The 26,584-nt window shown below is 70.1% G+C and carries 20 protein-coding genes; 15 read left to right on the top strand and 5 right to left on the bottom strand.

The annotated features are described in order from the left end of the window. The 4 genes from ETD85_RS05935 to ETD85_RS05920 form a co-directional block, all read left to right on the top strand. The coding region (locus ETD85_RS05935) for a CehA/McbA family metallohydrolase domain-containing protein (protein WP_206058117.1) at positions 1 to 353 on the top strand (353 nt) is incomplete at its 5' end. A 25-nt stretch (positions 354 to 378) separates the two neighbouring features. After that, positions 379 to 1,389, top strand: coding sequence for an extracellular solute-binding protein (locus ETD85_RS05930; protein WP_138688577.1), 1,011 nt, complete (start codon positions 379 to 381; stop codon positions 1,387 to 1,389). Further along, positions 1,389 to 3,095, top strand: a complete 1,707-nt coding sequence (locus ETD85_RS05925; protein WP_138688576.1) for an ABC transporter permease — start codon at positions 1,389 to 1,391, stop codon at positions 3,093 to 3,095. Before ETD85_RS05930 ends, ETD85_RS05925 begins: the two co-directional genes overlap by 1 nt. A gap of 10 nt (positions 3,096 to 3,105) precedes the next feature. Beyond that, positions 3,106 to 4,149: an ABC transporter ATP-binding protein gene (locus ETD85_RS05920; protein ID WP_138688575.1), complete on the top strand. Its 1,044-nt coding sequence runs from the start codon at positions 3,106 to 3,108 to the stop codon at positions 4,147 to 4,149. 14 nt (positions 4,150 to 4,163) lie between these two features. On the opposite strand, the gene ETD85_RS05915 is transcribed toward ETD85_RS05920, so the two are convergent. Further along, a complete protein-coding gene (locus tag ETD85_RS05915; protein WP_138688574.1) occupies positions 4,164 to 5,711 on the bottom strand; it encodes a hypothetical protein in 1,548 nt (515 codons plus the stop codon). Next, entirely contained in the window at positions 5,708 to 8,443 is a 2,736-nt protein-coding gene (locus tag ETD85_RS05910; RefSeq protein WP_170246521.1) for an NACHT domain-containing protein, read from the bottom strand. The genes ETD85_RS05915 and ETD85_RS05910 overlap by 4 nt, the downstream gene beginning before the upstream one ends. Positions 8,444 to 8,674: 231 nt before the next feature. Between ETD85_RS05910 and ETD85_RS05905 the strand changes: the two genes are divergently transcribed. From ETD85_RS05905 to ETD85_RS05865, 9 genes are all read left to right on the top strand, one after another. Next, the gene (locus tag ETD85_RS05905) at positions 8,675 to 9,715 is read left to right on the top strand and encodes a LacI family DNA-binding transcriptional regulator (protein WP_276617176.1); all 1,041 of its coding nucleotides are present in this window, start codon (positions 8,675 to 8,677) and stop codon (positions 9,713 to 9,715) included. Between the two features lie 143 nt (positions 9,716 to 9,858). Continuing rightward, the gene (locus tag ETD85_RS05900) at positions 9,859 to 11,310 is read left to right on the top strand and encodes an ABC transporter substrate-binding protein (RefSeq protein WP_240778983.1); all 1,452 of its coding nucleotides are present in this window, start codon (positions 9,859 to 9,861) and stop codon (positions 11,308 to 11,310) included. After that, positions 11,307 to 12,242: a carbohydrate ABC transporter permease gene (locus ETD85_RS05895; protein ID WP_206058116.1), complete on the top strand. Its 936-nt coding sequence runs from the start codon at positions 11,307 to 11,309 to the stop codon at positions 12,240 to 12,242. Before ETD85_RS05900 ends, ETD85_RS05895 begins: the two co-directional genes overlap by 4 nt. After that, complete coding sequence (locus tag ETD85_RS05890) at positions 12,239 to 13,099, top strand: carbohydrate ABC transporter permease (protein WP_206058115.1); 861 nt, start codon at positions 12,239 to 12,241, stop codon at positions 13,097 to 13,099. The genes ETD85_RS05895 and ETD85_RS05890 overlap by 4 nt, the downstream gene beginning before the upstream one ends. Beyond that, complete coding sequence (locus tag ETD85_RS05885) at positions 13,083 to 14,429, top strand: sulfatase family protein (RefSeq protein ID WP_206058114.1); 1,347 nt, start codon at positions 13,083 to 13,085, stop codon at positions 14,427 to 14,429. Before ETD85_RS05890 ends, ETD85_RS05885 begins: the two co-directional genes overlap by 17 nt. Next, positions 14,422 to 15,645: a hypothetical protein gene (locus ETD85_RS05880; protein WP_138688570.1), complete on the top strand. Its 1,224-nt coding sequence runs from the start codon at positions 14,422 to 14,424 to the stop codon at positions 15,643 to 15,645. Before ETD85_RS05885 ends, ETD85_RS05880 begins: the two co-directional genes overlap by 8 nt. 8 nt (positions 15,646 to 15,653) lie before the next feature. After that, positions 15,654 to 17,030, top strand: a complete 1,377-nt coding sequence (locus tag ETD85_RS05875) for a sulfatase family protein (protein WP_138688569.1) — start codon at positions 15,654 to 15,656, stop codon at positions 17,028 to 17,030. Between the two features lie 60 nt (positions 17,031 to 17,090). Beyond that, positions 17,091 to 17,588: a hypothetical protein gene (locus ETD85_RS05870; RefSeq protein WP_138688568.1), complete on the top strand. Its 498-nt coding sequence runs from the start codon at positions 17,091 to 17,093 to the stop codon at positions 17,586 to 17,588. Positions 17,589 to 17,731: 143 nt separating this feature from the next. Continuing rightward, entirely contained in the window at positions 17,732 to 19,321 is a 1,590-nt protein-coding gene (locus tag ETD85_RS05865) for an FG-GAP-like repeat-containing protein (RefSeq protein WP_138688567.1), read from the top strand. 123 nt (positions 19,322 to 19,444) lie between these two features. On the opposite strand, the gene ETD85_RS05860 is transcribed toward ETD85_RS05865, so the two are convergent. From ETD85_RS05860 to ETD85_RS05850, 3 genes are all read right to left on the bottom strand, one after another. Continuing rightward, a complete protein-coding gene (locus ETD85_RS05860; protein WP_206058113.1) occupies positions 19,445 to 20,695 on the bottom strand; it encodes a serine hydrolase domain-containing protein in 1,251 nt (416 codons plus the stop codon). 100 nt (positions 20,696 to 20,795) lie between these two features. Next, entirely contained in the window at positions 20,796 to 22,775 is a 1,980-nt protein-coding gene (fxsT, locus tag ETD85_RS05855; RefSeq protein WP_170246519.1) for an FxSxx-COOH system tetratricopeptide repeat protein, read from the bottom strand. 258 nt (positions 22,776 to 23,033) lie between these two features. Beyond that, positions 23,034 to 24,185, bottom strand: a complete 1,152-nt coding sequence (locus tag ETD85_RS05850) for an ROK family transcriptional regulator (protein ID WP_138688564.1) — start codon at positions 24,183 to 24,185, stop codon at positions 23,034 to 23,036. 167 nt (positions 24,186 to 24,352) lie between these two features. Here ETD85_RS05850 and ETD85_RS05845 point away from each other — a divergent pair, with 167 nt between their 5' ends. Together ETD85_RS05845 and ETD85_RS05840 are read left to right on the top strand one after the other, a co-directional pair. Further along, the gene (locus ETD85_RS05845; RefSeq protein ID WP_138688563.1) at positions 24,353 to 25,657 is read left to right on the top strand and encodes a glycoside hydrolase family 36 protein; all 1,305 of its coding nucleotides are present in this window, start codon (positions 24,353 to 24,355) and stop codon (positions 25,655 to 25,657) included. Further along, entirely contained in the window at positions 25,654 to 26,580 is a 927-nt protein-coding gene (locus tag ETD85_RS05840; RefSeq protein WP_206058112.1) for a carbohydrate ABC transporter permease, read from the top strand. Before ETD85_RS05845 ends, ETD85_RS05840 begins: the two co-directional genes overlap by 4 nt. The last annotated feature ends 4 nt before the right edge of the window (positions 26,581 to 26,584 follow it).

Raw genomic sequence — 26,584 nt, 5'->3', positions numbered from 1 at the left:
AGATGTGTATAAGTGACAGCATGGACATGCACGTCAACGGCGTCCCCATGGGCGCGACCGCGGCGGCCCCCGGCGGGCGGGTCCAGGTCGAGGTGGACGTGTGCGCGGACGGCCCGGTCGTCGTGTTCGTCCTGCGCGACGGCCTGCTGATCAACGTCGTCCCGGCCGCCGACCGGCCGGGAGAGTGGCAGCGCATCACCGTCGAGGACCGGATCGCCACGCCCGGGTACTACCGGGCGGAGATCCACGCCGACCCGGGCAGGAACGACCCCCAGTTCTGGGCGAGCTCGCTCAGGAACCACGACTCCCTGCGGGCCGCGGGCAACCCGGTGTGGGTGCGCCCCGGCTCTTGAATCCCCCACGTGTCAGGAGAAGTTCATGCGGTATGCCACCACGCTGGGTGCCGGCCTGCTCGCGCTGGCCCTCACAGGCTGCTCGGGCGTGTTGACCAACAACGCCACCGCAGGCCAGAACGACGACAACACGGTAACGGTCTACTCGGTGAGCGGTCCCGAGGTGACGGATCCGATCCTCAGCGAGTTCAAGGCCAAGCACCCGGAGATCAAGGTCAACAAGATCGGCCTGCCGGGAACCGGGGAGGCGTTCGCCAGAGTACGGGCCGAGAAGGACCGCCCGCTGGGTGACGTGATCTGGGGCGGCTCGTCGGAGCTGTACTCCGCCAACGCCGACCTCCTCGCCCCCGTCGAGCTGCCGAACGACGCCGCCACCGTGGCCAAGGACCCGAACCACATCTGGCACGCCACCGACCTGCTCTTCCAGGCGATCGCCGTGAACACCGACAAGTTCCCCGACGCGGCCAAGCATCCCAAGACATTCGAGGACCTGGCCAAGCCCGGCTATCCGGGCGGTGAAGTCGCCTTCGCCACGCCCAAGTCGTCGGGCACCTCCTACAGCCTGCTCACCACCATGGTCACGCTCCACGACTGGGAGTACGTCAACCGGTTCGTCAAGAACGCCCGCCTGCTCGACGGCTCGACCGCGATGTTCAACATGGTCAAGGACGGCGAGGTCGGCACCTCGTTCATCAACGAGGACCTGGGCGCGAAGTGGCTCACCGCCGGCGCGAAGATCAAGCTGATCTACCCGGAGGACGGCGTGTCCAGCCAGACCGGGTCCGCGGGCGTCATCAAGGGCGCCACGCACGAGGCGGCCGCCAAGACGTTCGTGGACTTCCTCATGTCGAAGGAGGCCCAGCAGATCATGGTGGACCAGGTGCAGCGCCGCTCGTCGCGTAACGACGTGTCCGCGCCCAAGGGGCTGCCGCCGGTCGAGCAGCTCAAGCGGGCCGACATCGACGAGAAGTGGGCGTCGGAGAAGAAGGACGAGATCCTCGCCAAGTTCGACGACGCGGTGAAGAGCGCAGGCTGATGACGGCTCAGACCGCGGCTCAGAGGACGGGGCCGGCCCGGTCGCGCCGGCGTCCCCGGACCAGCTGGCGCGACCCTTGGCGGCTGGCCGGGCTGCTCGCGCTCCTCATCCTGGTGATCTTCATCGTCTACCCGCAGCTGTGGATCGTCAGGGCGGCGTTCACCGGCGACTCGGGCGAGTTCACGCTCGCCAGGTTCGGCGCGTTCGTCACCGACGCACGATTCACCCGGCCGCTCCTGCACAGCGTGGTCGTCAGCCTGGCCGTGGGCGCGGGGGCGGCCGTGGTGGCGGTGCCGCTCGCGTTCGTCATGGCGCGTTACCGCATCCCCGGCCGGCAGGGCATCCTCACCATGCTCACGATGGCCACCACCTCGCCGCCGTTCCTCGGCGCGTACGCGTGGCTGCTGCTGCTGGGCAGCGGCGGCATCATCACCAAGGCCGCCAGGGAGCTGGGCCTGCCGCTGCCGTTCGACTCGATTCTCGGCGTCGGCGGCATCATCTGGGTCGGCGTGTGGTTCACGTTCGCGCTGATCTTCCTCATGGTGTACGACGCCTTCCGGGCGGTGGACCCGGCGCTGGAGGAGGCCGCCGCGTCCGTCGGGTCGACGCCGTGGCGCACCCACGCGAAGGTGACGTTGCCGCTGGCCGTGCCTGCCGTCGCGACCGGCTGCTACCTGGCCGCGATGCGCATCTTCGCCGACTTCGGCACGCCCATGCTGATCGGCGGCGGCTACCAGATGCTGCCGGTCGTGGTGTACCAGAACTTCATGTCGGAGGTCGCGGCCAGCCCGGGCGTTGCGGCCACGGCCAGCATCATGATGGTGCTCGTCTCCGGGCTGGCGCTGCTGGCCCAGCGCAGGATCGTGGCCCGGCGGTCGTTCGCCGTGACGGGCAACAGGGACCAGCCGCTGCGCGAGCTGCGCCGCGGCCCGAAGGCGCTGGTGCTCACCGGGATCTGGACTGCGCTGCTGCTCGGCTTCGTGCCACACCTCGTGGTCCTGCTCACCAGCTTCCTGCGCTGGCAGTCGGGCATCCTGCAGTGGGAGCCGACGCTGGAGAACTACCGGCGGCTGTTCGAGGAGTCGCTGCAGCCGATCGTGCTGAGCTTCGTCTTCGCCGGCATCGCCTGCCTGATCGCGCTCGTGCTCGGCGTCGTCGTGGCCTACATCGTGGCGCGCAAGCGGTTCCTGATCTCCGGGCCGCTGCTGAACAACCTCGTCATGGTGCCGTACATCCTGCCGGGGACGGTCTTCGCGATCGGGTTCATCCTGGCCTTCAACCACCTGCCGGTCATCCTCACCGGCACCGCGCTGATCATCGTGGTGGCGTACTTCATCAGGCGCCTGCCGTACGTGATGAAGTCGATCGAGACCGCGCTCGGGCAGGTCCACCCGTCGCTGGAGGAGGCCGCGATGAGCGTGGGCGCGCCGCCGAGGCGCAGCTTCCGCGACATCGTCGTGCCGATCATCAGGCCCGCCGTCATCTCGGGCGGCACCGTCGGGTTCCTGCAGATGATCACCGAGCTGTCGGCCACCGTCATGTTGTACGCGGTGCCGTGGGTGACCATGACCGTGGTCATCTTCACCAACGCGATGCAGCCGGGCAGCCCGTTCGGCGTCGCCTCCGCCATGACGACGGTGCTGCTGGTCTCGGTCTACGTCCCTCTTTACCTGCTGCGCCGTCGCTACAAGACGGTCTCCCTGTGATCCGGAGCTCATGATGGACATCAGCATTCGAGGGGTCTCCAAGACGTTCGGGGAGACCACCGCGCTCGAGTCGGTCGACCTGCGCGTGCCGTCCGGGCGGCTGGCCACGCTGCTGGGCGCGTCCGGCTGCGGCAAGACCACGCTGCTGCGCATCATCGCCGGGTTCGAGAGCGCCGACGCGGGCGGCGTGCACTTCGGCGAGGTCGACATCGCGAAGGTGCCCGTGTGGAAGCGCCGCATCGGGTTCGTCTTCCAGAGCTACGCGCTCTGGCCGCACATGACGGTCGCCGAGAACGTCGCGTACGGCCTGCGCCTGCGCAAGCTGCCCAAGGAGACCGTCGCGGAGAAGGTCGCCGCCGGCCTGGAGATGGTCGGGCTCACCGGCCGGGACCGGCACCGGCCTGGCCAGCTCTCCGGCGGCCAGCAGCAGCGCGTGGCCCTGGCCAGGGCGCTCGCCCTGGAGCCGGACGTGCTCCTGATGGACGAGCCCCTGTCGAACCTCGACGCCAAGCTCCGCGTCGAGATGCGCAGGGAGATCCGCCGCATCCAGCAGGAGACCGGCATCACCGCCGTCTACGTCACCCACGACCAGGACGAGGCGCTGGAGATCTCCGACCTGGTCGCGGTCATGAACGGCGGCCGCATCGAGCAGATCGGCACGCCCGAGGACGTCTACGAGCGGCCGGAGACCACGTTCGTGGCGTCGTTCGTCGGAAGCGTCACGCTGCTCCGCGGCCGGATCGCCGACGCGGGCGCGCTCGCGCTCGCGGGCGGTGACAAGGTGGACTTCGGGCGGCCGCTCGGCGCCGCCGGCTCCGACGTGTACGTCGCCTTGCGCCCCGAGGACCTGCGGATCGTCGAGAACGGCACCGCCCAGTTCACCGGCAAGGTCGTCCGCAGCAGCTTCCAGGGCAGCGTCAGGGAGTCGGTCGCCGAGCTGCCCGGTGGGGAACTGCTGGCCTTCGAGCACCGTCGCCCCCTGCCCACCGGCACCACCGTGGGGCTGGCTGCGGATCGGTTCACGGTCATCGAGAACGACACCGGCGTCGCCTGACGCGCTCATCCCCGTCAGCCCTTCCTGAGTTGTCGGCGCACCTCTCCGACGTTGAGTAACAGCTCCGTCCTGACCGGCCGGGGTTGTGGCGGGTGATCGGTGATCAGGCGTTCGAGCCACCGCTTTCCCTCGGGATCGGGTTTCTCGTCCCCGAGACAGGCGCGGACGATCGCAGATTCCAGCCGGCTGGGTCCGGTCCCGCCGTAGCCCCAGGTGAACGGGGGATTGTCTGTGACGCACGGACTCGGGAGCAGATCATGGGTGCCGTCCGGAAGGCGGACGTACACGGGTCTGCCGCCCGACGACTGGGGCTTGGTGACGGCGATGATGTTCGCCTCGTCGGGATGAGGACTTCCGCCGTGGCGGAGTGGCCATTCGACCACGAAGAAGGTTTTCCCGGCGGTCCAGCGGAGAACTCTCCGCCCGTAGGGGTCCCGGCCGTGTTCCACGACGGGCCGGGCCTGTTCGTGGAGACGCAGGGTGCACCTGTCGAACCCTTCGGGGAAGAACTCGGCAGCCGCCTCCAGGCCCGTACCCCGCCAGCGAACGGTGGCCAGGAAGTCGAAATCCGCGGCCCCCAGCGCGGGAACGGCGAGACTGACTGCGAACTCTGGCCCCGGATCTTCCGGCAGGAGCCCGGCGAGCCGAAGAACCGCTGCCATTTCCCGGCCGACGAACCTCAGTGCCGCCACGATCCTGGCAGCCGCGGGATTGGCGGATTCCAGTTCCCGGGCGAGCGCCTCGATGGCGTGGTAGGACGCCGGGTCCTGGTAGGCGCCAGGATCCCCTCGGCTCGCGAGAGACTCGGCGACCCCGCGTTCGCCGGGTGACAGCGGAGGGGGCTGGCGCGTACGGATCGGGCCGCCGGGCCCGCGGTCACGGCCGGACCCGGCCTCCAAGGCGTAGGCCCGGTCGATGCGGAGCACAAGGTCGGCCAGCACTCCAGTCGCCGTGGCCAGCGCGCCGGTCTCCGAATCTCCGGCGGCCGCCTGCAGAGCTCCCAGATGTTCGCGGTAGACGGTGAGCATATAAGGGTCATCGACTATCTCGATGTCCGCTCGCCCTTCGGCCACGTACCGCTCCACCAGGGCCGCGGTATAGGTCTTCGCCGGGAAATCAGGCAGGCTGATCCCGGTGTCCGTGGTGAACTCCTCCGGAGTCAACGTGCGCCAGGTCGGATTGTGGAACACGGTCTCCTCGGCGGCCGCACGGTCGACCTCCGGTGGCAGGCCGCCGGCCAGCTCGCCGACCCGGGCAAGGAAAGCGGCGTCACCGCGCCCCTGCACATCGACATCGAAGCCGACCCGGATGAGGGCCGCGCCGTCGCGACCAGGAGCGTCGAGCAGGTACTGGTAGAACTCGAAGTCCTCACCCGAAAGGAAACGCGCTCTGGCGATCTTCGAGACGCACTGCTCGATCCAGCCTTGCGGGAGGAACGGACCGTCCGTCAGGTTGCCGGCGACGACGATGATCCGGCGCTCAAGCCGCCAGATCCGCAGATGACATCCGAAGTGATCGCTGAGCATGGGCAGCCGGACGATGTCCTCGTCGTCAGGGGTCATCCCGCTCCTCCTCGATCAGGCTCCGACTCCCGGATGAGCAGAACCGCGGCGCCGGCGTCGGCGGGACCGGGGTCGTGGCGGGCCTCGACGAGCGCGAGCGCGGCGTACAGCCGGCCGCAAAGACCGGCCAGGTCCTCCAGTGACGCGCCAACCTCTGAAGCAGCCCGCCCGGCGCCGGCTTGGTTCAGGACCGTGGCCAGGGCGGCAGCCTCGACGGCGAGCACCAAGGCGGTCAGCCTCGCGCACCACCGCAGGCCCACGACGGCCGGCCAGTCCAGGGGGCCGCGGCCCTCTCCTCGTCCCTCCAGACCACGTTCCCGATCCAGGCCCGTGCGCGTCGCCGCCAGCACCACCAGGGCCAGCCGGCGTAGCCGGGTGATGCGCGTCCCCTCCCGTGAGGAGCGCAGGCTCCTGGACAGCTCGGCGATCTCGGCCGCTGTCTCCGTCTCGACGTTCAGCAAGGCGATGTCCGGAGGAGAGCCGACGATCATCCGGCAGATCCGTTCGGCTGCGGTGCCGAGCACCCGGTCGGCTCGCGCCGCATGGGCCTTCTCCTCAAGGTACGGACGGGCCAGCTCGATCGCGATCGCGGTCAAGGGCTGTTCGGGCAGGTCGACATCGAGGCTCTGGCGAATTCTGGGATCCACTCGCCAGGCCGGAACGCCGACGGCCGTGGCCAGACCGCTCCAGAGCTCGGCGTCCACCCGTTTCGCCATGGAGGTGCTCAGTTCCTGGAACACGTCGCGTTCGAGCTGGGCACGGAGCAGTTGCCCGGTGCCCGGCTCGCGGGAGGCATGGACAGCCGGTCGGCCGTCGGCCACAAACCAGATCAGCGGCACCTCATCGGGAACGCTCAGCAGGCGGAGCTCCTCCTCGCGCGGCAGGCGATAGCGGAAGCGTCCCCCCACATATCCGGAAAGCCAGGAGCACAGTCGCGGCAGGTCGCCGGACCTGACCCCGACGGCGGGTCGCCCCGCGTGTTCCTCGCTCACGCGGCGGGCAGCCCAGTGATCCAGGTACGCGTCAGGGGCGTCTGCGACGAACAGCTCGTAGTCGGCGCAGGTCAGCACCTGTTCGAGCACCTGACGACGCCCGTCGATGCTGGTGACCGCGTCGAGCCGGGCCAGCAGGCCGACGGCCGGATCGACCGGCTCGTGCCGATCACCGGCCCCGTGCCGGGCGAGGGACAGCCCCAGCGAGCGCGCCCGGGGATCGCGCTCATCGGCGCACGCCCGTTCGACCCGCTCGGCGTCGGCCTCGCCGTAGAGCAGGAGGGGATGCCTCCACCACGGGTCGGCTGCCAATTCGCGCAGGTCGGCCTCGCTCACGCCCGTCCGCCGCAGGTGGCGGGCCGCCAGATGGTCTCCCAACGCCGAATGGGCCAGGACGAGCGACGTTTGACTGTTCTCGTACCGCCAGCCGGTCAGTCCCGAGCGCGCCAGTGGCTCGCCGAGATCTGCCGGGACGTCCAGAGAGTCGCGGTGCTCCCGCAGCGAGGTCGCCATGACGGAGGCCAAGGTGTCCAGGACTCCCTCGGGATCCGGGTGATCTGAGAGGAGATGGCTGGTGAGCCGGTCCCAGACCTGCCCCGGTGGGACCTCCTTACCGTGGGTATGCCAGTGATTCCAGGCGACGGTGAACATCTCGTGCAGTGCCCCCGGGTTTCCAGCGCATGCCCACAGGCCCGGTTCCCGCCGCAGCTGAGCGAGGAAGCCGGCGGGAAATCGCGAGGCCTCCGGTGACACCGCGCCGGCCCAGTTGGTCACCAGGGCCTGGACCTGGGCCACGGTCAGGGCCGACATCCGGAAGGAGGTGAACTTGCCAGGGAGATCCGCGGCCCGATCTGCCGAGTCTTCGGTGATGAGGCAGGAGATGTGCGGATAGCAGCGCAGCTGCCGGCCGAACCACTCACGCACGAGTTCGCAGTGATGTTCGAGTCCGTCGGCCACCAGCAGTCCCTTGCCGGTACGGAGCCTGTCGCCGAACCAGCTCCGCGGGGCGGACACCGACGGGGGCGGCGACAGGTGCAGGACCTCATCGAGCCCGACGGCCTCACCTGCCCGAATCCGCTTCGCACACTCCTCGTCCACCCGCAGGACCAGCGGCAACCGCCGTGACCGCCCACCCGCCAGCTTCAGGACGACTCGCGCGAGCGCGGTGCTCTTGCCGCTGCCTCGGGCGCCGGTCACCAGCAGCCGGACCGGTCCGCGGACGGCAAGCCGGGCCAGGAGCGCCGCGGAAGCCTGCTCGACCGGTGATTCATTGGCGGGTGCCACGAACACCGCGTCGGTGCTCCCCGCATGCGCCTGCCGGACCCCGATATCGACCTGGACCTCTGCTGGTGCCGACGATGCGACAGCCGCGATCTTGACCTGCGCGTGCGAGTGGATGACGGCCTCGCGGTAGGCACGCGCGTGCCTGAGGCCGAGGGCGTCGAGTTGCGCTGACCAGAGGGGGATCGAGCGCCGCGCCGGTGGTCCGACGGGCGGATTCGTCCCGGCCGCTCGCGGCGATTCCGCGAGGCTCTCGCGTGCTGCCGTGCCCGGTCCGGCCCGGCCGGCGAACAGGCCGACGACCGACAACCCCAGACCGGCCAACGCGATGAACACGCCGAACACACTCGCGAGCTGGTCGGCTGCCTCGAGCCCGACCGTCGTGAAGTAGAAGGCCAGCGCCACGACGGCGCAACCGGCCAGCGCCGCACCGGCCCGCACCATGCCTCGAGATGGCATGCGCCCATGAGACCACATGAAGCGATGAGGTGGCGATGAGCCGGCCTCGACGCTGCGGGTGCGCTGGTGCGGGGATTCCTTCCTGTACGCGCTGGACCTGCCCGTCCCCCTGGTGAGCCTGGGCCATGACGTCGCCTGGGACCCCGTCGGCGCGCTCAACCGTCCCTGAGAGGGCTCGGACCGCATCCTAATGATCTTCGAAGCGGATCGGGGCTGTTATCGTTATCAGGTGTGAGGAATCGAAGCCGACCCACTGTCCGGGACGTGGCCGCCGCCGCGGGCGTCAGTCCGATGACCGTTTCCAGGGTGCTCAACCGCAGCCCGCTCGTGGCGCCGGAGACCGCGGACCGGGTACGGGAGGTCATGGAGCAGGTCGGTTTCCGGCTCAACCAGAGCGCGCGCAACCTGCGTCAGGGGCGCACCACCACGATGATCGGCCTGGTCGTGGACGACATCGCCAACCCGTTCTACGCGAGCCTGGGCCGGGAGGTCGAGCAGGTGGCCGAGCGGCATGACGCGTTGCTCGTGGTCGCGAGCTGCGGCAGCGACCTGGCGCGCGAGCGCAGGGTCGTCACGACGCTGCTCGATCGTGGCCTCGACGGCCTGCTCATGTATCCGACGGCCGGCGACCACGGCTACCTGTCCGAGGAGCTGCTGGAGAAGCGTCCGGTCGTGCTGCTGGGCCGCCGGCCGAGCGGGCTGGACACCGACGCGGTCGGGGTGGACAACGTCGGTGCGGCGATGCGCGCGGTGCTGCACCTGTTCGATCACGGGCACCGGCGGATCGGGCTGGTGGGGTACGGCAGGGCCGAGTCCGGCGACGATCCGAACGCGGACCACCGGCTCGGCCGCATCGAGGGCTACCGGCGCGGGCTCGCCTCGGCCGGCATCGGATACGACCCGGACCTGGTCCGGCTGCGTTGCGCCGGGGTGAACGAGGCGGCGACGGCGGTCCGTGAGCTGCTCGCACTGCCGGACCCGCCGACGGCGTTGTTCGCCATGAACAACCGGATGACCGTGGGCGCGCTGCGGGTGCTGGGTGCCGGGCTCGGCGGGGTCGCGCTGGTGGGCTTCGACGACTTCGAGCTGGCCGATGTCTTCGACCCTCCGATCACGGTGGTGGCTCCGGATCCGGGTGAGATGGGACGGCGAGCTGCGGAGATCCTGTTCGCGCGGCTCGGGGGTGACGAGCGCCCGATCGAGCGCACCACCCTGGGCGCCGTCCTCATCGCGCGCGGCTCCGGCGAGCTGCGGCCGAGGAGCCGGCCTTGACGTGACTCGCATAACCCATCTAACCTACTGCCTCGGTAGGTTTTGGTAACGATAACATAGGGGCACGACCGGTGATCTCTCGGCGGCAACTCATCAAGGGCCTTGGTGGCCTGGGCGCGGGCGCCGCACTCAGTGCCTGCAGCGTGTCCACATCGAGCGGCGGATCCAGCCCGAAGCCGGCCTCGGTCGCCTTCGATCTCTCCGAGACGGGCGCGACGTTGCCGGCCGGCGCGACGACCGTCCGCTGGCTCAACGGCGGGCCCGGCCCCAAGACGTACTTCTTCGCCGACTTCATCGCCGCATACCGGAAGAAGCACCCGAATGTCGCGGTGCAGTACGACGAGCTGCCCAACAACAAGATCGCCGAAGTGCTGCCGATCCAGCTGCGCGGCGGCGACGTCGCCGATGTCTTCCTCGTCGTAGACGTACCGATCTCGGAGCTGGTGGCCGGCGGCCGGCTCGCGGCCCTCGACGACGTCATCCCGAACTTCGCCGAATGGAAGAAGTCCTTTCCCTTCGGCACGCTCACCCCGGGCGTTCAGGTCTTCGGCGGCAAGACGTACGCGATCACGCCGAGCAGCGACCGGCGCAGCACACTGCTGCTGCACAACGCCGAGTATCTCCAGAAGGCCGGGTACGATCCGGCGGCGAAGCCGTTCACCTGGGACGAGTTCCGTGCTGCCGCGAAGAAGGTCACCCAGCAGGGCGAAGGCAAGTATTTCGGCCTGATCCTCCCGCAGGTGTTCCAGGGCGTCGTCGTCAACCTCGCCCAGCTCGCCGGCGTGCGTCTCGCCGACAACGGCATCGACTGGCGGACGGGCGAGTTCAACTACCACGCCGACGGCATGGTGGCGCTGGTGGAACTGCTGCTGGCGATCAAAGCCGACGGCAGCCTGTTCCCGGGGTTCGCCTCGCTCAAGGACGAGCAGGCCAGGGCCCGGATGGCCCAGGGCGCTGCCGGGATGATCCTGTCCGGGCCGTGGAACTTCCCGGTCTGGAAAGAGCAGAACCCGGCCTTCAAGTACGGAGTGTCGCGCCTGCCCGGGCCCGGCGGCGGCCACGTGGCGTACTCCGTCGGCGGCAGCAACCAGTTCGCCGTGTACGCGAACGCCGGCGCCGGCCAGAAGGCGATCGCCGGCGACATGCTCTACCAACTCGGCACGGAGTCCGGCCAGCTGGCATGGAACCGGCTGACCGGCGCCGCCGACCCGGCCTGGTCGGCGCAGGCGATGAAGGACATCCTCGCCTCCGACGCCCTCGACGCGCCCAACCGGGCGGCTCTCAAGATCTTCGACGAGACGGTACGCCTGGCGCCGAGCCCGCTGGTGCGCAACCCGGACAACGAGCACGTCGAGCTGGTGCTGACGCCGCCGAAGCCCAACCTCGGCCAGGTGGTGCAGGGCGTCCTGACCGGCCAGCTCACCGACGTCCGGAAGGCTCTGCGCGACCTGAGCGACCGATCGGAGAAGGCGCTCGACGCGGCGATCGCCAAGGCGAAGAGCCAGGGCGCGGACGTGTCCCGCGACGACTGGAAGTTCCCCAACTGGGATCCGGCGCAGGACTACGCCGAGGCCGACTACCGGAAACCGGCGTGACGCTCGGGGGCAGGCTCTGGCAGTACCGATGGTGCTACCTGTTCATGGTGCCGTCGGGCCTGCTGGCGCTGATGTTCACGCTCTACCCGACGGTCATGTCCTGGTATTTCTCCTTCCTGGACTGGTCCGGCTTCAGCGACTCTGCGCAGTTCGTCGGGTTCGCCAACTACCGTGAGGTGCTGCGCGACGGAATGTTCTGGGACGCGTTCTGGCGGTCGTTCCTGTTCGTGCTCGTGGCGGTGCCGATCCGGCTCACGCTGGCGCTGCTGGTGGCGATCGTGCTCAACAACCAGGCGCTGAAGCTCGGTCCCGCGTTCCGGACGATGTTCTTCCTGCCCGTCGTCACCACCGCCGCCATCGTCGGCGTGGTCATGTCGCTGATGTACAGCCCGTTCAACGGTCCGATCAACCAGGCGCTGATGGCGGCGCACCTCATCGACCGGCCGATCGACTTCCTCGGCGACCCGGGCACGTCGCTGTGGTCGGTGATGGCCGTCGAGATCTGGAAGAACTTCGGCATCACGATGATCTACTGGCTCGCCGCGCTGCAGACCGTCCCGCGCGCGTGCTACGAGGCGGCGGCGGTGGACGGCGCCGGGCGGTGGCAGGTGCTGCGGCACGTCACCGTGCCGATCCTGCTGCCGTTCGCCGCGATCATCACGCTGCTCACCGCGAACAGCGTGCTGCACACGTTCGGCGTCGTGCAGACGATGACCGCGGGCGGCCCGTACTTCGCCAGCCAGACGGTGGAGGTCTACATCTACCAGACCGCGTTCGCGCCGGGTCAGGGCGGCCTGCCGCGCCTGGGATACGCCTCGGCCGCCGGCTGCCTGTTCGGCCTCTGTGCGATGCTCATCGCCCTGCTTCAGCTCTGGGCCGGCCGCAAAGTGGCGCAGACCCGGGCGAACCTCGCCGTGGCGAGGGCGGCGTGACGGGCAAGCGACACTCGACCGGGTCGCCGCGCCACGCCCACCGGATCCGGTCGGCCGTGATCTCGGCCGTGCTCCTCGCGGTCTGCCTGGTCTGGATCTATCCGCTGATCTGGATGGCCGGCACGTCACTGAAGGCGAACGCCGAGGTCTTCGACGGCCTCGGCGTCTTCTCCAGCGTGCTGCACCTGGAGAACTACGTTCGGGCGTGGCGTGACGCGCGGATGGGGGAGTACTTCCTCAACACCGTCTTCGTCACGGGCCTGTCGATCGCCATCACCGTGACCGTCGTGGCGATGACGGGCTACGTCCTGGGCCGATACCGGTTTCCCGGCAAGCCTGCCGTGATCGCGGTGCTCGCTGCCGTGATCTTCCTGCCCGAGGGCTACACGATCATCCCGGTGGTCGACCTCATCGGCAAGCTGCACCTCGACGGGTCGTTGTGGGGTCTGACGCTCGCCGAGTCCGGCGGCGCGCACGTGGTGTCGACGTTGCTGTTCGCCGGGTACTTCAGCCGGCTGCCGAAGGAGCTGGGCGAGGCGGCGGCGCTGGACGGCGCGGGCTTCTTCCGCATCTTCTGGCGGGTGTATCTGCCGCTGGCCAAGCCCGTGGTCGCGGTCGCGGTCATCCTGCAGTTCATGCACGCCTGGAACGACTTCCTGCTTCCGCTCGTGCTCACGCTGACCCGTCCGGAGCTCCGCACGCTCTCCGTCGGCATGTACGCCTTCCAGGGCGAGGAGTTCACCGACTGGTCGGGCATGATGGCCGCCGCGACCATCGGCCTGCTCCCGATCGTGCTGCTCTTCCTGTTTCTGCAGCGTTACTTCGTGGAGGGGGTCGCCGGTGCCGTCAAGGACTAGCTCGATCGCGGAGCGGCCGAACATCCTGCTGCTCTTCCCGGACCAGCACCGGCACGACTGGCTCCCGAGCGCCCCTGACCTCCCCCTGCACATGCCGCACCTGGCCGCGCTGATGGAGCGCGGAGTCCGGTTCGTCAACGCGGTCACACCGTCGCCGATCTGCGCGCCGGCACGCGCCTGTCTCGCCTCGGGGCGGGATTACGACGCCTGCGGCGTGCCGAACAACCAGGTGAACTACCCCCTCCACCAGGAGACGGTCTACCAGCGGCTACGTGCGACCGGGTATCGCGTCGGCGGAGTCGGCAAGTTCGACCTGCACAAGGCGACCCAGGACTGGGGGCTGGACGGCCGGCGGCTGCTTCCCGAGTGGGGGTTCACCGACGGCATCGACAACGAAGGAAAGATCGACGCGGTCAGCAGCGGCGCCGAGCGGCCGGCCGGACCGTACATGGCGTATCTGCACCGTGAAGGCCTCGCCGCCACCCACGTCGCCGACTTCGCCGCCCGGCACGGCAAGCTGCCCAGCTACGTCAACACCCGGCCCACCCCGCTGCCCGAGGAGGCGTACTGCGACAACTGGGTCGCCCGGAACGCGCTCGACGTGCTGGCCGGGTTCGAGCCGGGGCGGCCCTGGTATCTGGCCGTCAACTTCACCGGCCCGCACAACCCGATGGACGTCACGGCCGGGATGCAGCGGCGCCGGCGCGACGCGGCGTTCCCGCCGCCCGTGGCCGCCCAGGACTTCGACGCCGACACCCATCAGCGGGTGCGCCGCAACTACGCCGCGATGCTGGAGAACATCGACCGGCACATCGGGCGGCTGCTCGCCGCGGTCGCCGCCCGCGGCGAGCTGGAGCGTACGCTCGTCGTCTACAGCAGCGACCACGGCGAGATGCTCGGCGACCTCGGCCGCTGGTCGAAGAGCACGTGGCACCACCCGTCGATGGGGGTGCCGATGATCGTCTCGGGTCCTGGCGTGAACGCCGGCGTGACCAGCGACGCACTGGTCTCGCTGCAGGACCTGACGGCGACGTTCCTCGACTGCGCCGGCGCCGGCCCGCTGCCCGGCATGGACGGGCGCTCGCTCTGGCCGATCCTGCGGGGTGCGGCCACGGCGCACCGGCCGCACGTGCGGTGCGGGCTGGACGACTGGCGCGCGGTCTACGACGGGCGCTTCAAGCTCGTCCGCACCGGCGAGGCGCACCTGCTGTACGACCGCGGCGCCGACCCGCACGAGCTGACGGACGTGGCCGATCAGCACCCCGACGAGGTCAACAGGCTCGCACGGCTGCTGCGCGTGCCGTCATGGGAGGGAAGTCTCAATGTCTAGACAGCTGAGGCCGTTAGCGGTCGCGTTGGTGGCGCTGCTGCTCACCGTCGCCCCGGCACCGGCGCCCGCGAGTGCCGGCCCGGCGGCGGCCGCGGCCGAGACCCGGTCGAGCGATCCGCTGAAGGACATGGGGGACGCGTTCCTCGTGGAGCAGGACGGCGGCTGGTTCTGCCCGCACAACCCCGCGCTGGAGTCCACCGCCGTCTGTCCCGCCGACACCGGCGAAGGCGGCGACTCGCGGAGTTTCGCCGAGTTCATGGTCGAGCATGTCGTCGCGAACCCGCAGCTGACGCCGCCGATGTACCTGCGCGCGGGCAAGGCGCGCAACGACTGCTCGATCGCGCCCGGCGCCCCGTGCACCACCGGTGTGCCGCCGGCGCCGGCCGAGCCGTGCCTGGCGGTGAGCCTGCCGCCCGCCCAGTACACGATCACCTCGCCGTACTGCGCCTTGCAGGGCCTCAAGGACGTGGGGATCCAACTGGGTGTGGTCGTCGGTGCCGCCGGCGACGAGGACGGTGGCGCGAAACCGGCGCGCAGCGTTCAGGACATCACCTACCACGCGTGCCGGATCAACCAGGCCGACTCCGCGAATCTGTACGACTTCATGTTCCTCGACCTGGCGTTCAAGCTCCCGGACGCGGACCTGGTGAGCGTCGTGCAGAAGATCCAGAGCGGGGTCTACTGGGATCCGGCCGCCGGGGCGTACCGGACCTGCCCGTATGGCGGCTGGCCGAAGCTCATCACCAACGACACCACCTGGCCGGCGCGGACCCTCGCCACCGGCGCGTGGGGCCATGCCAAGTCGTTCAAGGTGCTGGAGGGCGATGGCTGGCGGCAGAACGCCGAGGCCGCGGCGGACGGGCTGGAGCCGTCGATCCGTACCGAGGACTTCGACTTCGTCCGCGCCGTACACCAGCAGGACCCGGGCGGCCACCCGGTGCTGAGGTTCGAAGTGCCCTCCCAGACCGACCGGTTCGCCCAGCTCGACAGCGGGGACCAGTGCAACCTGCTGCGTCGCTGGGCGAAGCAGCAGAAGCAGAGCGAGCAGGCGGTCGAGCAGTTCTCGATCATCTACGCGTTCTACGTGCACGCCCTGCCGGACAAGCCCGAGACGTACGACAGCGTCTACCGGGGCACCTTCCTGCGCCAGCGGGAGCTGATCCACTACTACAACCCCGACCTCGGCGAGCAGTCGCTGAGCGTCTGTCCCCAGTGAGCGGCCCCATGCGGCGGCCCAACGTCGTGCTCGTCTTCATGGACGACTGGACGCACTGGGCGCTGACGAGCGGACAGGTGCACACGCCGAACCTGGACCGGCTGGCGGCCGGTGGCACGTTGTTCACCCACGCGGTCAACCAGGGCTCCTGGACCGGCGCGGTCTGCGTCGCGTCGCGGGCGATGCTCGTCTCGGGGCGCTCGTTGTTCCACGCTCAGGCCGCGGTTGACGACTCGTCGGACACGCCGCTGCTGGGTGAGGTCTTCGGCGCGGCCGGCTACCGGACCTTCTTCACCGGCAAGTGGCACAATCCGCAGCGCGCGCTGCGACGCGGCTACCAGGAGATCGGGCCGTACGCGGGCGCGATGCTGACGCCGGCGCGACTGCCGGACGGCAGCCAGGATGTCGGCCGGCCGGCGCCGGGCAACACCTGGGACCCGGCCGACCCGGCCGGCGAGGGTCACTGGATGCGCGTCGACGGCGAGGTCGTGCACTCCAGCCGGCGGTGGGTGGACTCGGCCCTGAGCTTCCTCGACTCGGCGGCGGGTGGCGCCGATCCGTTCTTCCTGCACCTCGCGCTGCACGCGCCGCACGATCCACGCCAGGCGCCGGCGCGCTGGCTCGACCGATACCCGGCCCACGAGGTGCGGTTGCCGCCCAACATGCTGCCGGAGCACCCGTTCGACCAGGGCGACCGCCTCATCCGCGACGAGTTGCTCGCGCCGTTCCCGCGTACGCCCGAGGCGGTGCGCCTGCACCGCCGGGAGTACTTCGCCATCGCCTCGCACGCCGACGAGCAGATCGGCCGGCTCCTGGACGATCTGGACCGCCGTGGCCTCGCCGGCGACACGATCGTGGTCTTCTCCGGCGACCACGGGCTGGCCCTCGGCGAGCACGGGCTGATGGGCAAGCAGTCGCTGTACGACCACAGCGTGCGGGTGCCGCTCGTGCTCGCCGGGCCGGGCGTGCGATCCGGCGTGCGTGATGACCGGCTGGTCTACCAGGCGAGCATCTTCCCGACGCTGTGCGCGCTCACCGGCGTGCCGGCGCCGGCCACGGTGGAGTTCCCCAGCCTGACCGAATCCGGGGACGACGAGCCGGTCTTCCTGGCGTACCGGCATCTCCAGCGCGGGGTGCGGACCCGGCGGTGGGCGCTGATCGCGTACGCGCCGGCCCGCCGGATCCAGCTCTTCGACGTGATCGCCGACCCCTGGCAGACCCGGGATCTGGCGGCAGACCCGGCGCATGGCGACACCGTTCGCGGGCTGCTGGCGGCGCTGCGCCGCCGCCAGGGCGAGCTGGCCGACCCGAGCGGCGGATGGGCCGACCAGATCGACGAGTCGTGGCACCGGACGGAGGACTCCACCGCCGGGCACGCTGTCTGATCACCCGGCGAGCATCATGAGCATCGATGTACGGGGTACACCTATGGTCAGGGCAACGGCATGGAGTGGAACAACGTCGAAAGCCACAACTGCGGCACCGTGTCCCCGCACGGCGTGGCGTCGGTCTACGGGGTGCTGTCGGATGGGCGGCTGACCTACACCTCGATCGACGCGGCGACAGGTGAGCGGACCGCGGGTGCCGAGGTGTCGGAGGTGTCGCTGGGGTTCAAGCCGAAGGCGATGGCGACCTTGGATTTCAACACGCTGCTGGTGACCGAGGACGCTCCCGGCGGCCGGCTGTACCGGGTGGACATCGTGTCGGTGCGGGACAAGGTCACGTTCGCGACGCCGGTGTTTCTGGGGACCGGATACACCCACGACCTGCTGGCCTACGACGGGTCGAGCCATCTGTTCGGCATCGCCGACGGGTCGCTGCACCGCTACTTCGACGAAGACCCGCAGGACGGCCAGGGCGATGACCTGACCGGGCAGGGCGCGGTGGACACCGGGGGCTGGACCCAGGTGCTGCTGTCAACCAGCCCCGACACCGTCACCTGAGTCTGAAGTGCCCGGCACCTGCCGGGCACTTCGCATGCCTGCCATCGTGCTGGAGATGCTCGACCGGCGGGGGAGGCAAGGCCGCGCAACCCGCCCCTGTGGACATACCGCGCGCATACCGGTAATCCCTATTCTGCCCGCTCATGAGATGGATGAGATCCGGCGTCTGTGCCGCCCTGATAGCGATGTCGGCGGCGGTGGCCGTCTCCGAGCCCGCCGCGGCTCAGGCAAGCGGGTTGAGCCCGTACGACCAACTGGTCCTCTCGCACGAACCCGCGGCGTACTGGCGGCTGTCCCACCCGTCGGCCGGCACGGAACTCGACCGGGCCGGCAACGGGTACAAGGGCACCTTCCGCGGCGTCACGAGCGCCGAACAGCTCCCGAACAGGGACGGCGCCGCCGTCTTCAACGGCACGTCGGGCTATTTCGAGGTGCCCGACGCCAGGGCCTTCCACATCTCCACCACCGGGAAGTTCACCGTCGAGGCGTGGATCAGGCCGCACACCCTGAACTTCCCCGACGTGGAACAGGACGGCTACATCTACTTCATGGGGAAGGGCACGAAGTCCCGCGAGGGCGGCGACCAGGAGTGGGCCGGCCGCATGTACAACAAGTCCCACCCGGAACGCCCCAACCGCATCTCCGGCTACGCGTGGAACCCCGAGGGCGGATTCGGGGCCGGCGCCGCCTTCCAGCACCCACTGACGGTCACCCAGTGGATCCACGTCGCGATCACCTTCGACACCTCCGAGGGCACGTACGGGAAGGTGCGCATCTACAAGAACGGCGTGCTCTCCGGCTCCGACAACCTCGTCTATCGCCCGGGCCAGGAGGACGAGGTCATCGTCAAGCCCAGGCCCGGCACGGCTCCCGTCCGGGTGGGCACGCGCAACTTCGCCTCGTATTTCAAGGGGGCGATCGGGAAGTTCGCGATGTACAACCGCGCGCTCACAGCGGCCGAACTCCGCTCGCACTACGCGGTGATGACCGGCGCGAACCAGGACTTCAACCGCGACGGGGTCGGCGACCTCTTCTCGGCCGCCACCGGGACGCTGACCATCTGGAACGGCACGGGCGCCAACGGCTTCGCCGCCGCCACGCCCGCCGGGCCCAACTGGGCCGCCTACAGCCGGCCGATCGCGGGTGACTTCAACCGTGACGGCCTCACCGATCTGGTCGCCTCGAAGAAGGACGACCACACCCTGCACATCTGGAACGGCAAGGGTGCCAACAACTTCACCTCCGCCCAGCAACTCGGGCCGGGCTGGGCGCCGTATGAGAGTACGTTGACCTCGCTCGGCGACATCAACCAGGACGGCAACGACGACATCGCGGCCACGTACAACGGCACGCTGTACGTCTGGAACGGCGAGGGCGGGAACGCCTTCGGCCCGAAGACCGCCATCGGCGCCAACTGGGGCGTCTACACCCGGCCGATCGGCGGGGATTTCAACGGCGACGGGATCGGTGACCTGGCGGCGGTGAGGAAGGCCGACCACGTTCTCTTCGTCTGGAACGGCAAGGGTGCCAACAATTTCACCGCCGGCCAGGAAATCGGACCGAGCTGGGAACAGTACGCGAGCACGTTGATGACGCCCGGCGACATCAACCAGAACGGCATCACCGATCTGGCCGCCGTCCACAACGGCACCCTGTACATCTGGAACGGCAAGGGCGCTAACACGTTCGGGGTCGCCCAGTCCCGCGGGACCGGCTGGGCAGGGTATTTCTGAGCTTGCCCTCAGGCCGGTTCGCCCGGGGGAATCGCACCCCCGGGCTCCCGCAGAGCGGATCGTGACAGTCTCCCGTCACTCCGCTCTCATCATCCTGATCACCCGCCCGCGTCGCGCCGCCGGTCATGGCGTGGCCGTGCCCCCGTCCACGCCGATCATCGGGAGTGGCCGCGCCGCCCTGGTCGCCGCCCCAGCGTCAGGCCCGCACGCCGCCTCCACCAGGTGGTTCCCGATCGCGAAGTCGATGGCGTGCGTGACAGGACTGCCGTTCTCGTCGAGCTGCTGATAGTTCCTCAGGTTGGTGCCCAAGGCGAACTGGCGGCCGCCGTCGGCGCTGGCGAACGCGAAGGTCTCCATGCCCGGGACGCTCCCGTCGTGCCCCCAGAACCTGCCGCACGGCAGGTCGAGGGGGAAGATCCCGAGACCGTAGTCGAGCACCGCGCCGGTGAACGACCGGATGGGCACGGTCTTCTGCATCTCGGCGAGCAGGGTCGCGTCGAGCAGCTCGCCGCGCAGCAGCAGCCGGAAGAAGCGGTTGAGGTCCTCCATCGTCGAGGCGACCGCACCCGACGTCCAGGCCCAGGACATGTTGTAGACGCTGTAGTCCTTGGGCGGGTCGAAGAGCCCGAACAGCGCCTCGTACGCCTTGGAGCTCGGCCGGGGGAGGTACGGCGTACGCGGGAACGACGTGTGCCGCAGCCCGGCCTTCCGGAAGACATGGTCGGTGATGTACCGCTCGGCACTCTCACCGGTCACCTTCTCCAGCAGCAGGCCGGCGATGACGTAGTTCGTGTTCGAGTACGCCCCGGGCGTCACCCCTGGCTGCCCGGTCGCGGGGGCGCCGAGCCCCGCCCGCGCGAGCACCTCCGGCGGGAAGACGCTGAAGCGGTTGGCGTCCAGGCTCTCGATCGTCGGGAAGAGCACGCCGGTGTGGTTGGCGATGTGGCTGGTGTGGTTGAGCAGCATGCGTACGGTGATCTGCTGCCCGCGCTCACCCGGGATCAAGTCCGGCAGGTAGCGGCCGATGGGGGCGTCGAGCTCGATCGTGCCCTTGCCGACCTGTTGTAATACGGCCACCGCGACGAACGACTTGGTGATGCTCCCGGCTCGGTGCACCATCTCGGGACGCGCCGGGCGGCCGGTCTCGACGTCGGCGACGCCTGCGGCGCCCTTCCAGCTCCGCCGGCCGTCCACGACGTTCGAATAGGTGCCGTACATGCCGGCCTCATGCACGGCGTCCAGCGTCTGGCGCAGCCGCTGCCGATCGAGGCCGCCGTCCTCAGCGGCGGCCGCGGGTCCCGCCGCGAGCAGCGCGGCGGCCAGAGTCGCGGCTCCCAGCCGCGAAGCGAACGTGCTGAATCTACGAATGGTCATGGCGCCCAGCATGAGCCTTCCGCGCGGCGAAGGTCAGTGGCCTGTGTCACAGGTCTCGTTTGACAGAAGTCAGCCCGGTGGGGTGCTGCGGCGCCGTTCCTCAGCGAGCCAGCTGCGTCCATCGGGCCAGCTCCCGCCGGGTGGCCAAGGTGTAGGGGTCCTCGGCGCCGAGCACGCGCTCGCGGAGGGGGAGGAGGGCGGCGAGCTGGTCGCGGGCCGCGGCCGGAGCTCCCGCTTCTCCGGTCCAGACGGCCAGGTCGTGCCGGGTGATGAGGGTATTGAGGTTGTCGGCGCCGAGCACGCGTTCGCGGATGGGCAGAAGGGCGGCGAGCTGGTCGCGGGCCGCGGCCGGGTCGCCTGCGGCTCCCGTCCAGCGGGCCAGCACATGCCGGACCAGCAAAGTCCGCGGGTCTTCGGCGCCGTGAAGGCGCTCGCGGATGGGCAGGAGGGCGGCGAGCTGGTCGCGGGCGGTGACCGGATCGCCCTCTTCCCCGGTCCAGTGGGCCATGTCATGCCGGGCGTCCAAGGTGAGGGGATGATCCACGCCGTGCAGGCGGGCGTAGATGGCCAGGAGGGCGGCGCACTGCTCACGGGCGGCGGCCGCGTCCCCGGCCAGGCCCGTATAGTTCGCCAGGTAGCTCCGGGTGATCAGCGTGTCGGGATGCTCGGCACCCAGGACGCGCTCCCGGATGGGCAGCAGGGCGGCGAACTCGTCCCGCGCCGCGGCGGTGTCCCAGGTCAACCCGGTCCAGCCGGCGAGTTCGTGGCGGGCGGCCAGGGTGCTGGGATGTTCGGCGCCCCTACTGGCGGCGAGGGTGTCGTGAATGTGCCGGCTGAGCTCCTTGGCGGTGTGGTGGTCGGCGCGGCTGCCCAGATAGCTGAGCATGCGCTGCAGCGCTGGTGAGGACGCCGGCAAGGCGACGCGCGCATGCGGCAGCAACCGGGCGAACAACGGCCAGTCGGCCCGTGACTGAGGGTCGGCAGGCACGGCGTCCTGCAGCAGGCCGGCGGCCACGGCCCGCCAGCGCTCGCGCTGGTCCGGCGTGAGCTGGTCGAGCGTGACGGCCTGGACGAGGCGGTGCACGCTCACCAGATCCTCTGGGGCCCGGCCGAGGCCGAGGGCCGGACTCGTGGTCACTGTGATCAGACTGTAGGAGGCCAGCAGCGCCAGCGCCTCGCTCACGGCCACGTCGTCGGCGTCGTCGAAGCCGGTCAAGACGGTGACCGGTAGATCGTCGGGGGCGTAGCAGGACAGCACGTTCAGCACGCGGACAGTCAGCGGGTCGATGGCTCGCAGGCGGGCGTGGCTGAGCGTCCAGACCTTGGCCACCACCCGGGCGGCGTCCCCACCGGCCGGGGCGGCGGCGTGCATACGGGCGGGTGTGTCGGACAGCAGGCGCAGGTAGCGGGCCGGCGTGATGCCGGGAGTGCGGGCGATGTAGGCGCCGGCCTGGGCCAGCGCCAACGGCAGGTCGCCGAGCCGGTTGGCCAGCTCGTTGAGCACCGGGCGCCGGTCGGCGGCCAGGGACCCTATGAGCCCGGCCAGCAGGGTGATGGAAGCGGGGCGATCCAGCACCTCCAGCCGCAGGGGCGTGATGCCGCGTTGCGGCCAGCCGATGTCGCGCCGGGTGGTGATCAGCACGTGCCCGCGGGCGAGCCACGCGAGGTGTGGCTCGACGTCGGCGACCTCTTCGACGTTGTCGAAGACCACCAGCCAGCCGGTCCGGGTGCCCAGCCAGGCCAGCGCCCAGGCGGCGGCCTCTTCCGTGGTGGCCTGCTCGGCGGCCACCGAATCGACCCCCGCGACCATCGCCCTGGTGAGCCCGGCCAGGCCCGCTTGGACGTGGGCAGGGCTCTCGGCCTCCATCCACCACACCAGCCGGTAGTCGGCTCGATGCCGATGTGCGTATTGCAGGGCCAGCTCGCTCTTTCCCACACCGCCGAGCCCGACGATGGCCTGGGAGATGACGCCCGGCCCGGTCGCCAGGGCCTCTCGCAGCGCGGACAGGGCTTGTTCCCGGCCGACGAAGGAGGCTACCGGCAGGCGTGGAAGCCCGACCAGTGCCTCGGGCTCTGCCATCCGGGCCGCGTCGGGTAACGATCGCCGTGACAGCAGCTGTATGTCCCCGGTGAAGACCGCACCGGAGAGCTCCCCGCCCACCGCGACCGACCGCGGCCCGCTCGCCTCGGAACGGCCACCGTCCGGGCGGTGACCAGGGTCCGGCGGATGCGTCATACCGCCACTGTGAAACCGCCTTCGGTCCGGCGGCAACTCACTCGTACGGACTGTCGTTCTCGTGATCCCGGCTCAGCGCATCGCGCCGAGCAGCTTCCCGCGTCAGCGGCTGATGGGCAGCGGCCCGGCCTCGGGGGTGAAGAACCGGCGGTCGACATGCTCCACCGCGTGATCGATCGCCCCCACCACCACGCACTCGTCGCCCAGGGTGGAGGCCCGCACCTCGGGCAGGCGGATGCAGCGCCGCTCCAGCCGGTCGCGCAGCGGGGGCAGCAGCACGTCGGCCGAGCGGGAGAAGCCGCCGCCGAGGACGACCAGTTGCGGGTCGAGCAGCAGCACCATCGCGGCGGTGCCCACGGCCAGGTCGTCCACGTAGCGGCCGACCGCCTCCAGCGCGACCGGGTCGCCGGAGCGGGCGGCGGTCAGCGTGTGGCCGGCGGCGTCCTCGGGCGGGGTCCCGGGCGGCACGACTGCACACGTGTTGAGGTGCTCGGGGGCGTCGAACCAGCGGGACTCCGGCAGCATGGCGACTTCGCCGGCGGCCGCGCCGAACCCTCGGTGCACCTTGCCGTCGATGATGAGACCGGCGCCCATGCGCCTGCCGACGTGCAGGAACACCACGTCGCGGGCATCGCGCGCGGCCCCTCGCCGGAACTCGGCGAGCGCGGCGAGCCGGCTGTCGTTCTCGACCAGGATCTCGCACGGGAACATCTCCCGCAGGCGGCCCGCCAGGTCGAGGCCGGTCCACGCCGGGACGGCGGAGGAGAAGGCGATGCGGCCGTCTGGAGTGATCACGCCGGTGCTGCCGGCGGCCAGGGCCCACAGGTCCGCGGGGGTCTTGCGGCTGGCCGCGAGGCAGCCGGACACGGCGCGCTCGATGGCGGCCAGGCGTTCGTCCAGCGGAGCGTCCGGTTCGACGGGTTGGCGGGTCTCCGCCAGGACGTGGCCGTCGAGGTCGGACAGTGCGGCGCGAACGTTGTGCCCGCCTATGTCGACGCCGACGAGGTGCCCGCTGTCGGCGCGGAAACGGTAGCGGCGGGCCGGTCGCCCCATGGTGCCGGGACTCGGCGGCACCTCCTCGACCCAGCCGAGCGCGGCGAGCTCGTCGACGACCTCCTTCATGGAGGGGCGTGACAGCCCGGCCCGTTCGGCGAGCGCCGACAAGGTGAGCGGCCCGGTCTCCCGCAGTGCCCTGATGGCGGTCAGCGAGTTGAGCTGCCTGAGCCGGGACAGGTCGCCGCCGCGTAGATCCACCAGGCCATCCTAATGTAGGTCTCCTCTGTAACTGCCGATTATGCCAGCGATCAGCTGTCGGCGCTTCCCTCTGATGCAGCGGCTATCCCCGCAGAATGCCCATTGACCGCCCTGATCGGACACTGCTACTAATGAAGCGCTCCTTCTTAAGTGAGATGAGGCAGGCGATGTCCTTCGCAGATATCGGCGAGGTCAGGTGTGCGCCCGGCGCGGCGCGGGTGTTCGAGCACGGCTGGCAGTCGTGGAGTCCTACTGGCGTCTACCGGCTCGACGACACCCCGCCCCGCCCGGCCGACGGCAACATCCAGACCCTCTGCTACCGCCCGGAGACGCCGGTGCCCGCCGGGTCGTTCCAGGGCGAGGGCCTGCTGGCCGCCGACCCGGGCGACGGCGGCCCGGTGGAGCTGTGGTCGGCGCCGGACCCGCTCGCCGTGCCCTCGATCCGGGCGCGCCGGGTGGAGGACCGGCTGGTGGTCTCCGCCGACGGCCCGGTACGGCACGAGCGCGTCGAGGGCGGTCTGGAGCGGGCGCTACGCCGGTGGGCGGACGGCCTGGCACCCGGCCATGCCTTCCCCGCGGTGCCGCCGATGTGGTGCTCCTGGTACGGCTACTTCGACCGGATCACCGAGGCCGACGTGCTGGAGAACCTGGAGCTGGCCGCCAGGCACGAGCTCGGGGCGGACATGTTCCTCATCGACGACGGCTACGAGGCCGGGATCGGCGACTGGCTGGACCCGCGTCCCGGCTTCGGCTCGCTCGACCGAGCCGTCGGCACGGTGGTCGCGGCCGGCAGGCGGGCGGGCATCTGGACGGCCCCCTTCCTCGTCGGACACCAGAGCAGGATCTTCGGCGAGCACCCCGAATGGCTGGTCCGAGGCGGTGACGCGGGCCACATGTGGGACCAGGACCTGGCCGTGCTCGACGTCACCCATCCGGGCGCCGCCGAGCATCTGGTGGGCGTCTTCGCGGCACTGGCCGCCAAGGGCATCAGCCACTTCAAACTCGACTACCTCTACGCGGGAGCGCTGCACGGCGGCCGGCACGAGGATCTCGGCCCGATCGAGGCGTACCGGCGCGGCCTGGAGCTCATCCGGGAGGGCGCGGGCCCGCAGGCCACCCTGCACGGCTGCGGCGCTCCGATGCTGCCCAGCATCGGGCTGGTCGACGTGATGCGGGTCGGCCCTGACATCGCGCCCACGCTGCACCCCAAATCGGGCGACATCAGCCAGCCCTCCCAGCTCGGCGCCCGCCTGACCAGCGGGGCCAGGGAGTTCCTGCACGCGCGCTGGTGGGTGAACGACCCCGATTGCATCCTCCTGCGACCAGAGGTCGAGGCGCGCGAGGAGTGGGCGGCCTTTCTCGCGACCACCGGTGGGCTGCGCGGCTCCAGCGATCCCATCGCCGCACTGGACGCATGGGGACTGGAGACCACCAGACGTCTGATGGTGCCGAGCCTGGCGGAGCCGGCGTGATCGCTCACGCCACCGCACAGCCGGCCGCGTCGTCAGGGAGCCGGGCGAGGAGGCGTCAGTGGAGCTGGGCGCCGTACCTGTTCGTGGGCCCGAGCCTGTTCGGGGTCGTGGCGTTCCTGCTGCTCCCGGTTCTGATCGTCTTCGGGCTCAGCTTCTTCGACTGGGAGCTCCTGTCGGACCCCACCTTCGTCGGCCTCGGCAACTACCGCCGGCTGGCCGCGGACGGCTCGGTGTGGAGCTCTCTGGGGATCACCTGCGTCTACGTGGCGATGTGCATCCCGCTGCAGACCGTGCTGGCGCTCGGGCTTGCCGTCATGCTGAACCAGAAGATCCGCGCGGTGAAGTTCCTGCGCGCCCTGTTCGTGGTGCCGTGGATGGCCACGCCGATCGTCCTCGGCCTGATCTGGAGCTGGATCTTCGATCCCCGCGACGGCGCCATCAACCAGCTGCTCGACCTGGCCGGCATCACCGGGCCCGCCTGGCTGTCGGAAAGCTCGCTCGCCCTGCCCGCCGTCGCGCTGGTGAGCGTGTGGCAGCACACCGGGTACACGATGCTGTTCTTCCTGGCCGGGCTGCAGGGCATCCCGCAGGAGCTCTACGACGCGGCGGCCTGCGACGGGGCCACGTCCGGCCAGCGGTTCTGGCGGGTGACGCTGCCGCTGCTCAACCCGACGATGTTCTTCGTCACGGTGACGAACCTGATCGGCGCCTTCCAGGCTTTCGACACGATCTACTCGATGACCGACGGCGGGCCGAGCGAGTCGACTGCGGTGATGAACTTCAAGATCTTCCACGTTGCGTTCCGCGAGTTCGACTTCGGCTACGCCGCGACCCTGTCGATCGTGCTGTTCCTGGTGATCCTGCTGGTGACGCTGGTCCAGGTCAGGTTCTTCGGCAAACGCACCACTTACGACCTGAGCTGAGGAG

It is taken from the genome of Nonomuraea zeae (genome assembly GCF_005889725.1).
Classification (GTDB): Bacteria; Actinomycetota; Actinomycetes; order Streptosporangiales; family Streptosporangiaceae; genus Nonomuraea; species Nonomuraea zeae.
This window is presented reverse-complemented; position numbering and strand designations above follow the sequence as displayed.

Coding starts and splice junctions, on each gene's coding strand:
- fxsT (WP_170246519.1), bottom strand. CDS start 22,775: ATGGCAGAGCCCGAGGCACTGGTCGGGCTTCCACGCCTGCCGGTAGCC.
- ETD85_RS05920 (WP_138688575.1), top strand. CDS start 3,106: ATGATGGACATCAGCATTCGAGGGGTCTCCAAGACGTTCGGGGAGACC.
- ETD85_RS05925 (WP_138688576.1), top strand. CDS start 1,389: ATGACGGCTCAGACCGCGGCTCAGAGGACGGGGCCGGCCCGGTCGCGC.
- ETD85_RS05870 (WP_138688568.1), top strand. CDS start 17,091: ATGGAGTGGAACAACGTCGAAAGCCACAACTGCGGCACCGTGTCCCCG.
- ETD85_RS05915 (WP_138688574.1), bottom strand. CDS start 5,711: ATGACCCCTGACGACGAGGACATCGTCCGGCTGCCCATGCTCAGCGAT.
- ETD85_RS05875 (WP_138688569.1), top strand. CDS start 15,654: ATGCGGCGGCCCAACGTCGTGCTCGTCTTCATGGACGACTGGACGCAC.
- ETD85_RS05845 (WP_138688563.1), top strand. CDS start 24,353: ATGTCCTTCGCAGATATCGGCGAGGTCAGGTGTGCGCCCGGCGCGGCG.
- ETD85_RS05880 (WP_138688570.1), top strand. CDS start 14,422: ATGTCTAGACAGCTGAGGCCGTTAGCGGTCGCGTTGGTGGCGCTGCTG.
- ETD85_RS05865 (WP_138688567.1), top strand. CDS start 17,732: ATGAGATGGATGAGATCCGGCGTCTGTGCCGCCCTGATAGCGATGTCG.
- ETD85_RS05930 (WP_138688577.1), top strand. CDS start 379: ATGCGGTATGCCACCACGCTGGGTGCCGGCCTGCTCGCGCTGGCCCTC.
- ETD85_RS05860 (WP_206058113.1), bottom strand. CDS start 20,695: ATGACCATTCGTAGATTCAGCACGTTCGCTTCGCGGCTGGGAGCCGCG.
- ETD85_RS05910 (WP_170246521.1), bottom strand. CDS start 8,443: ATGCCATCTCGAGGCATGGTGCGGGCCGGTGCGGCGCTGGCCGGTTGC.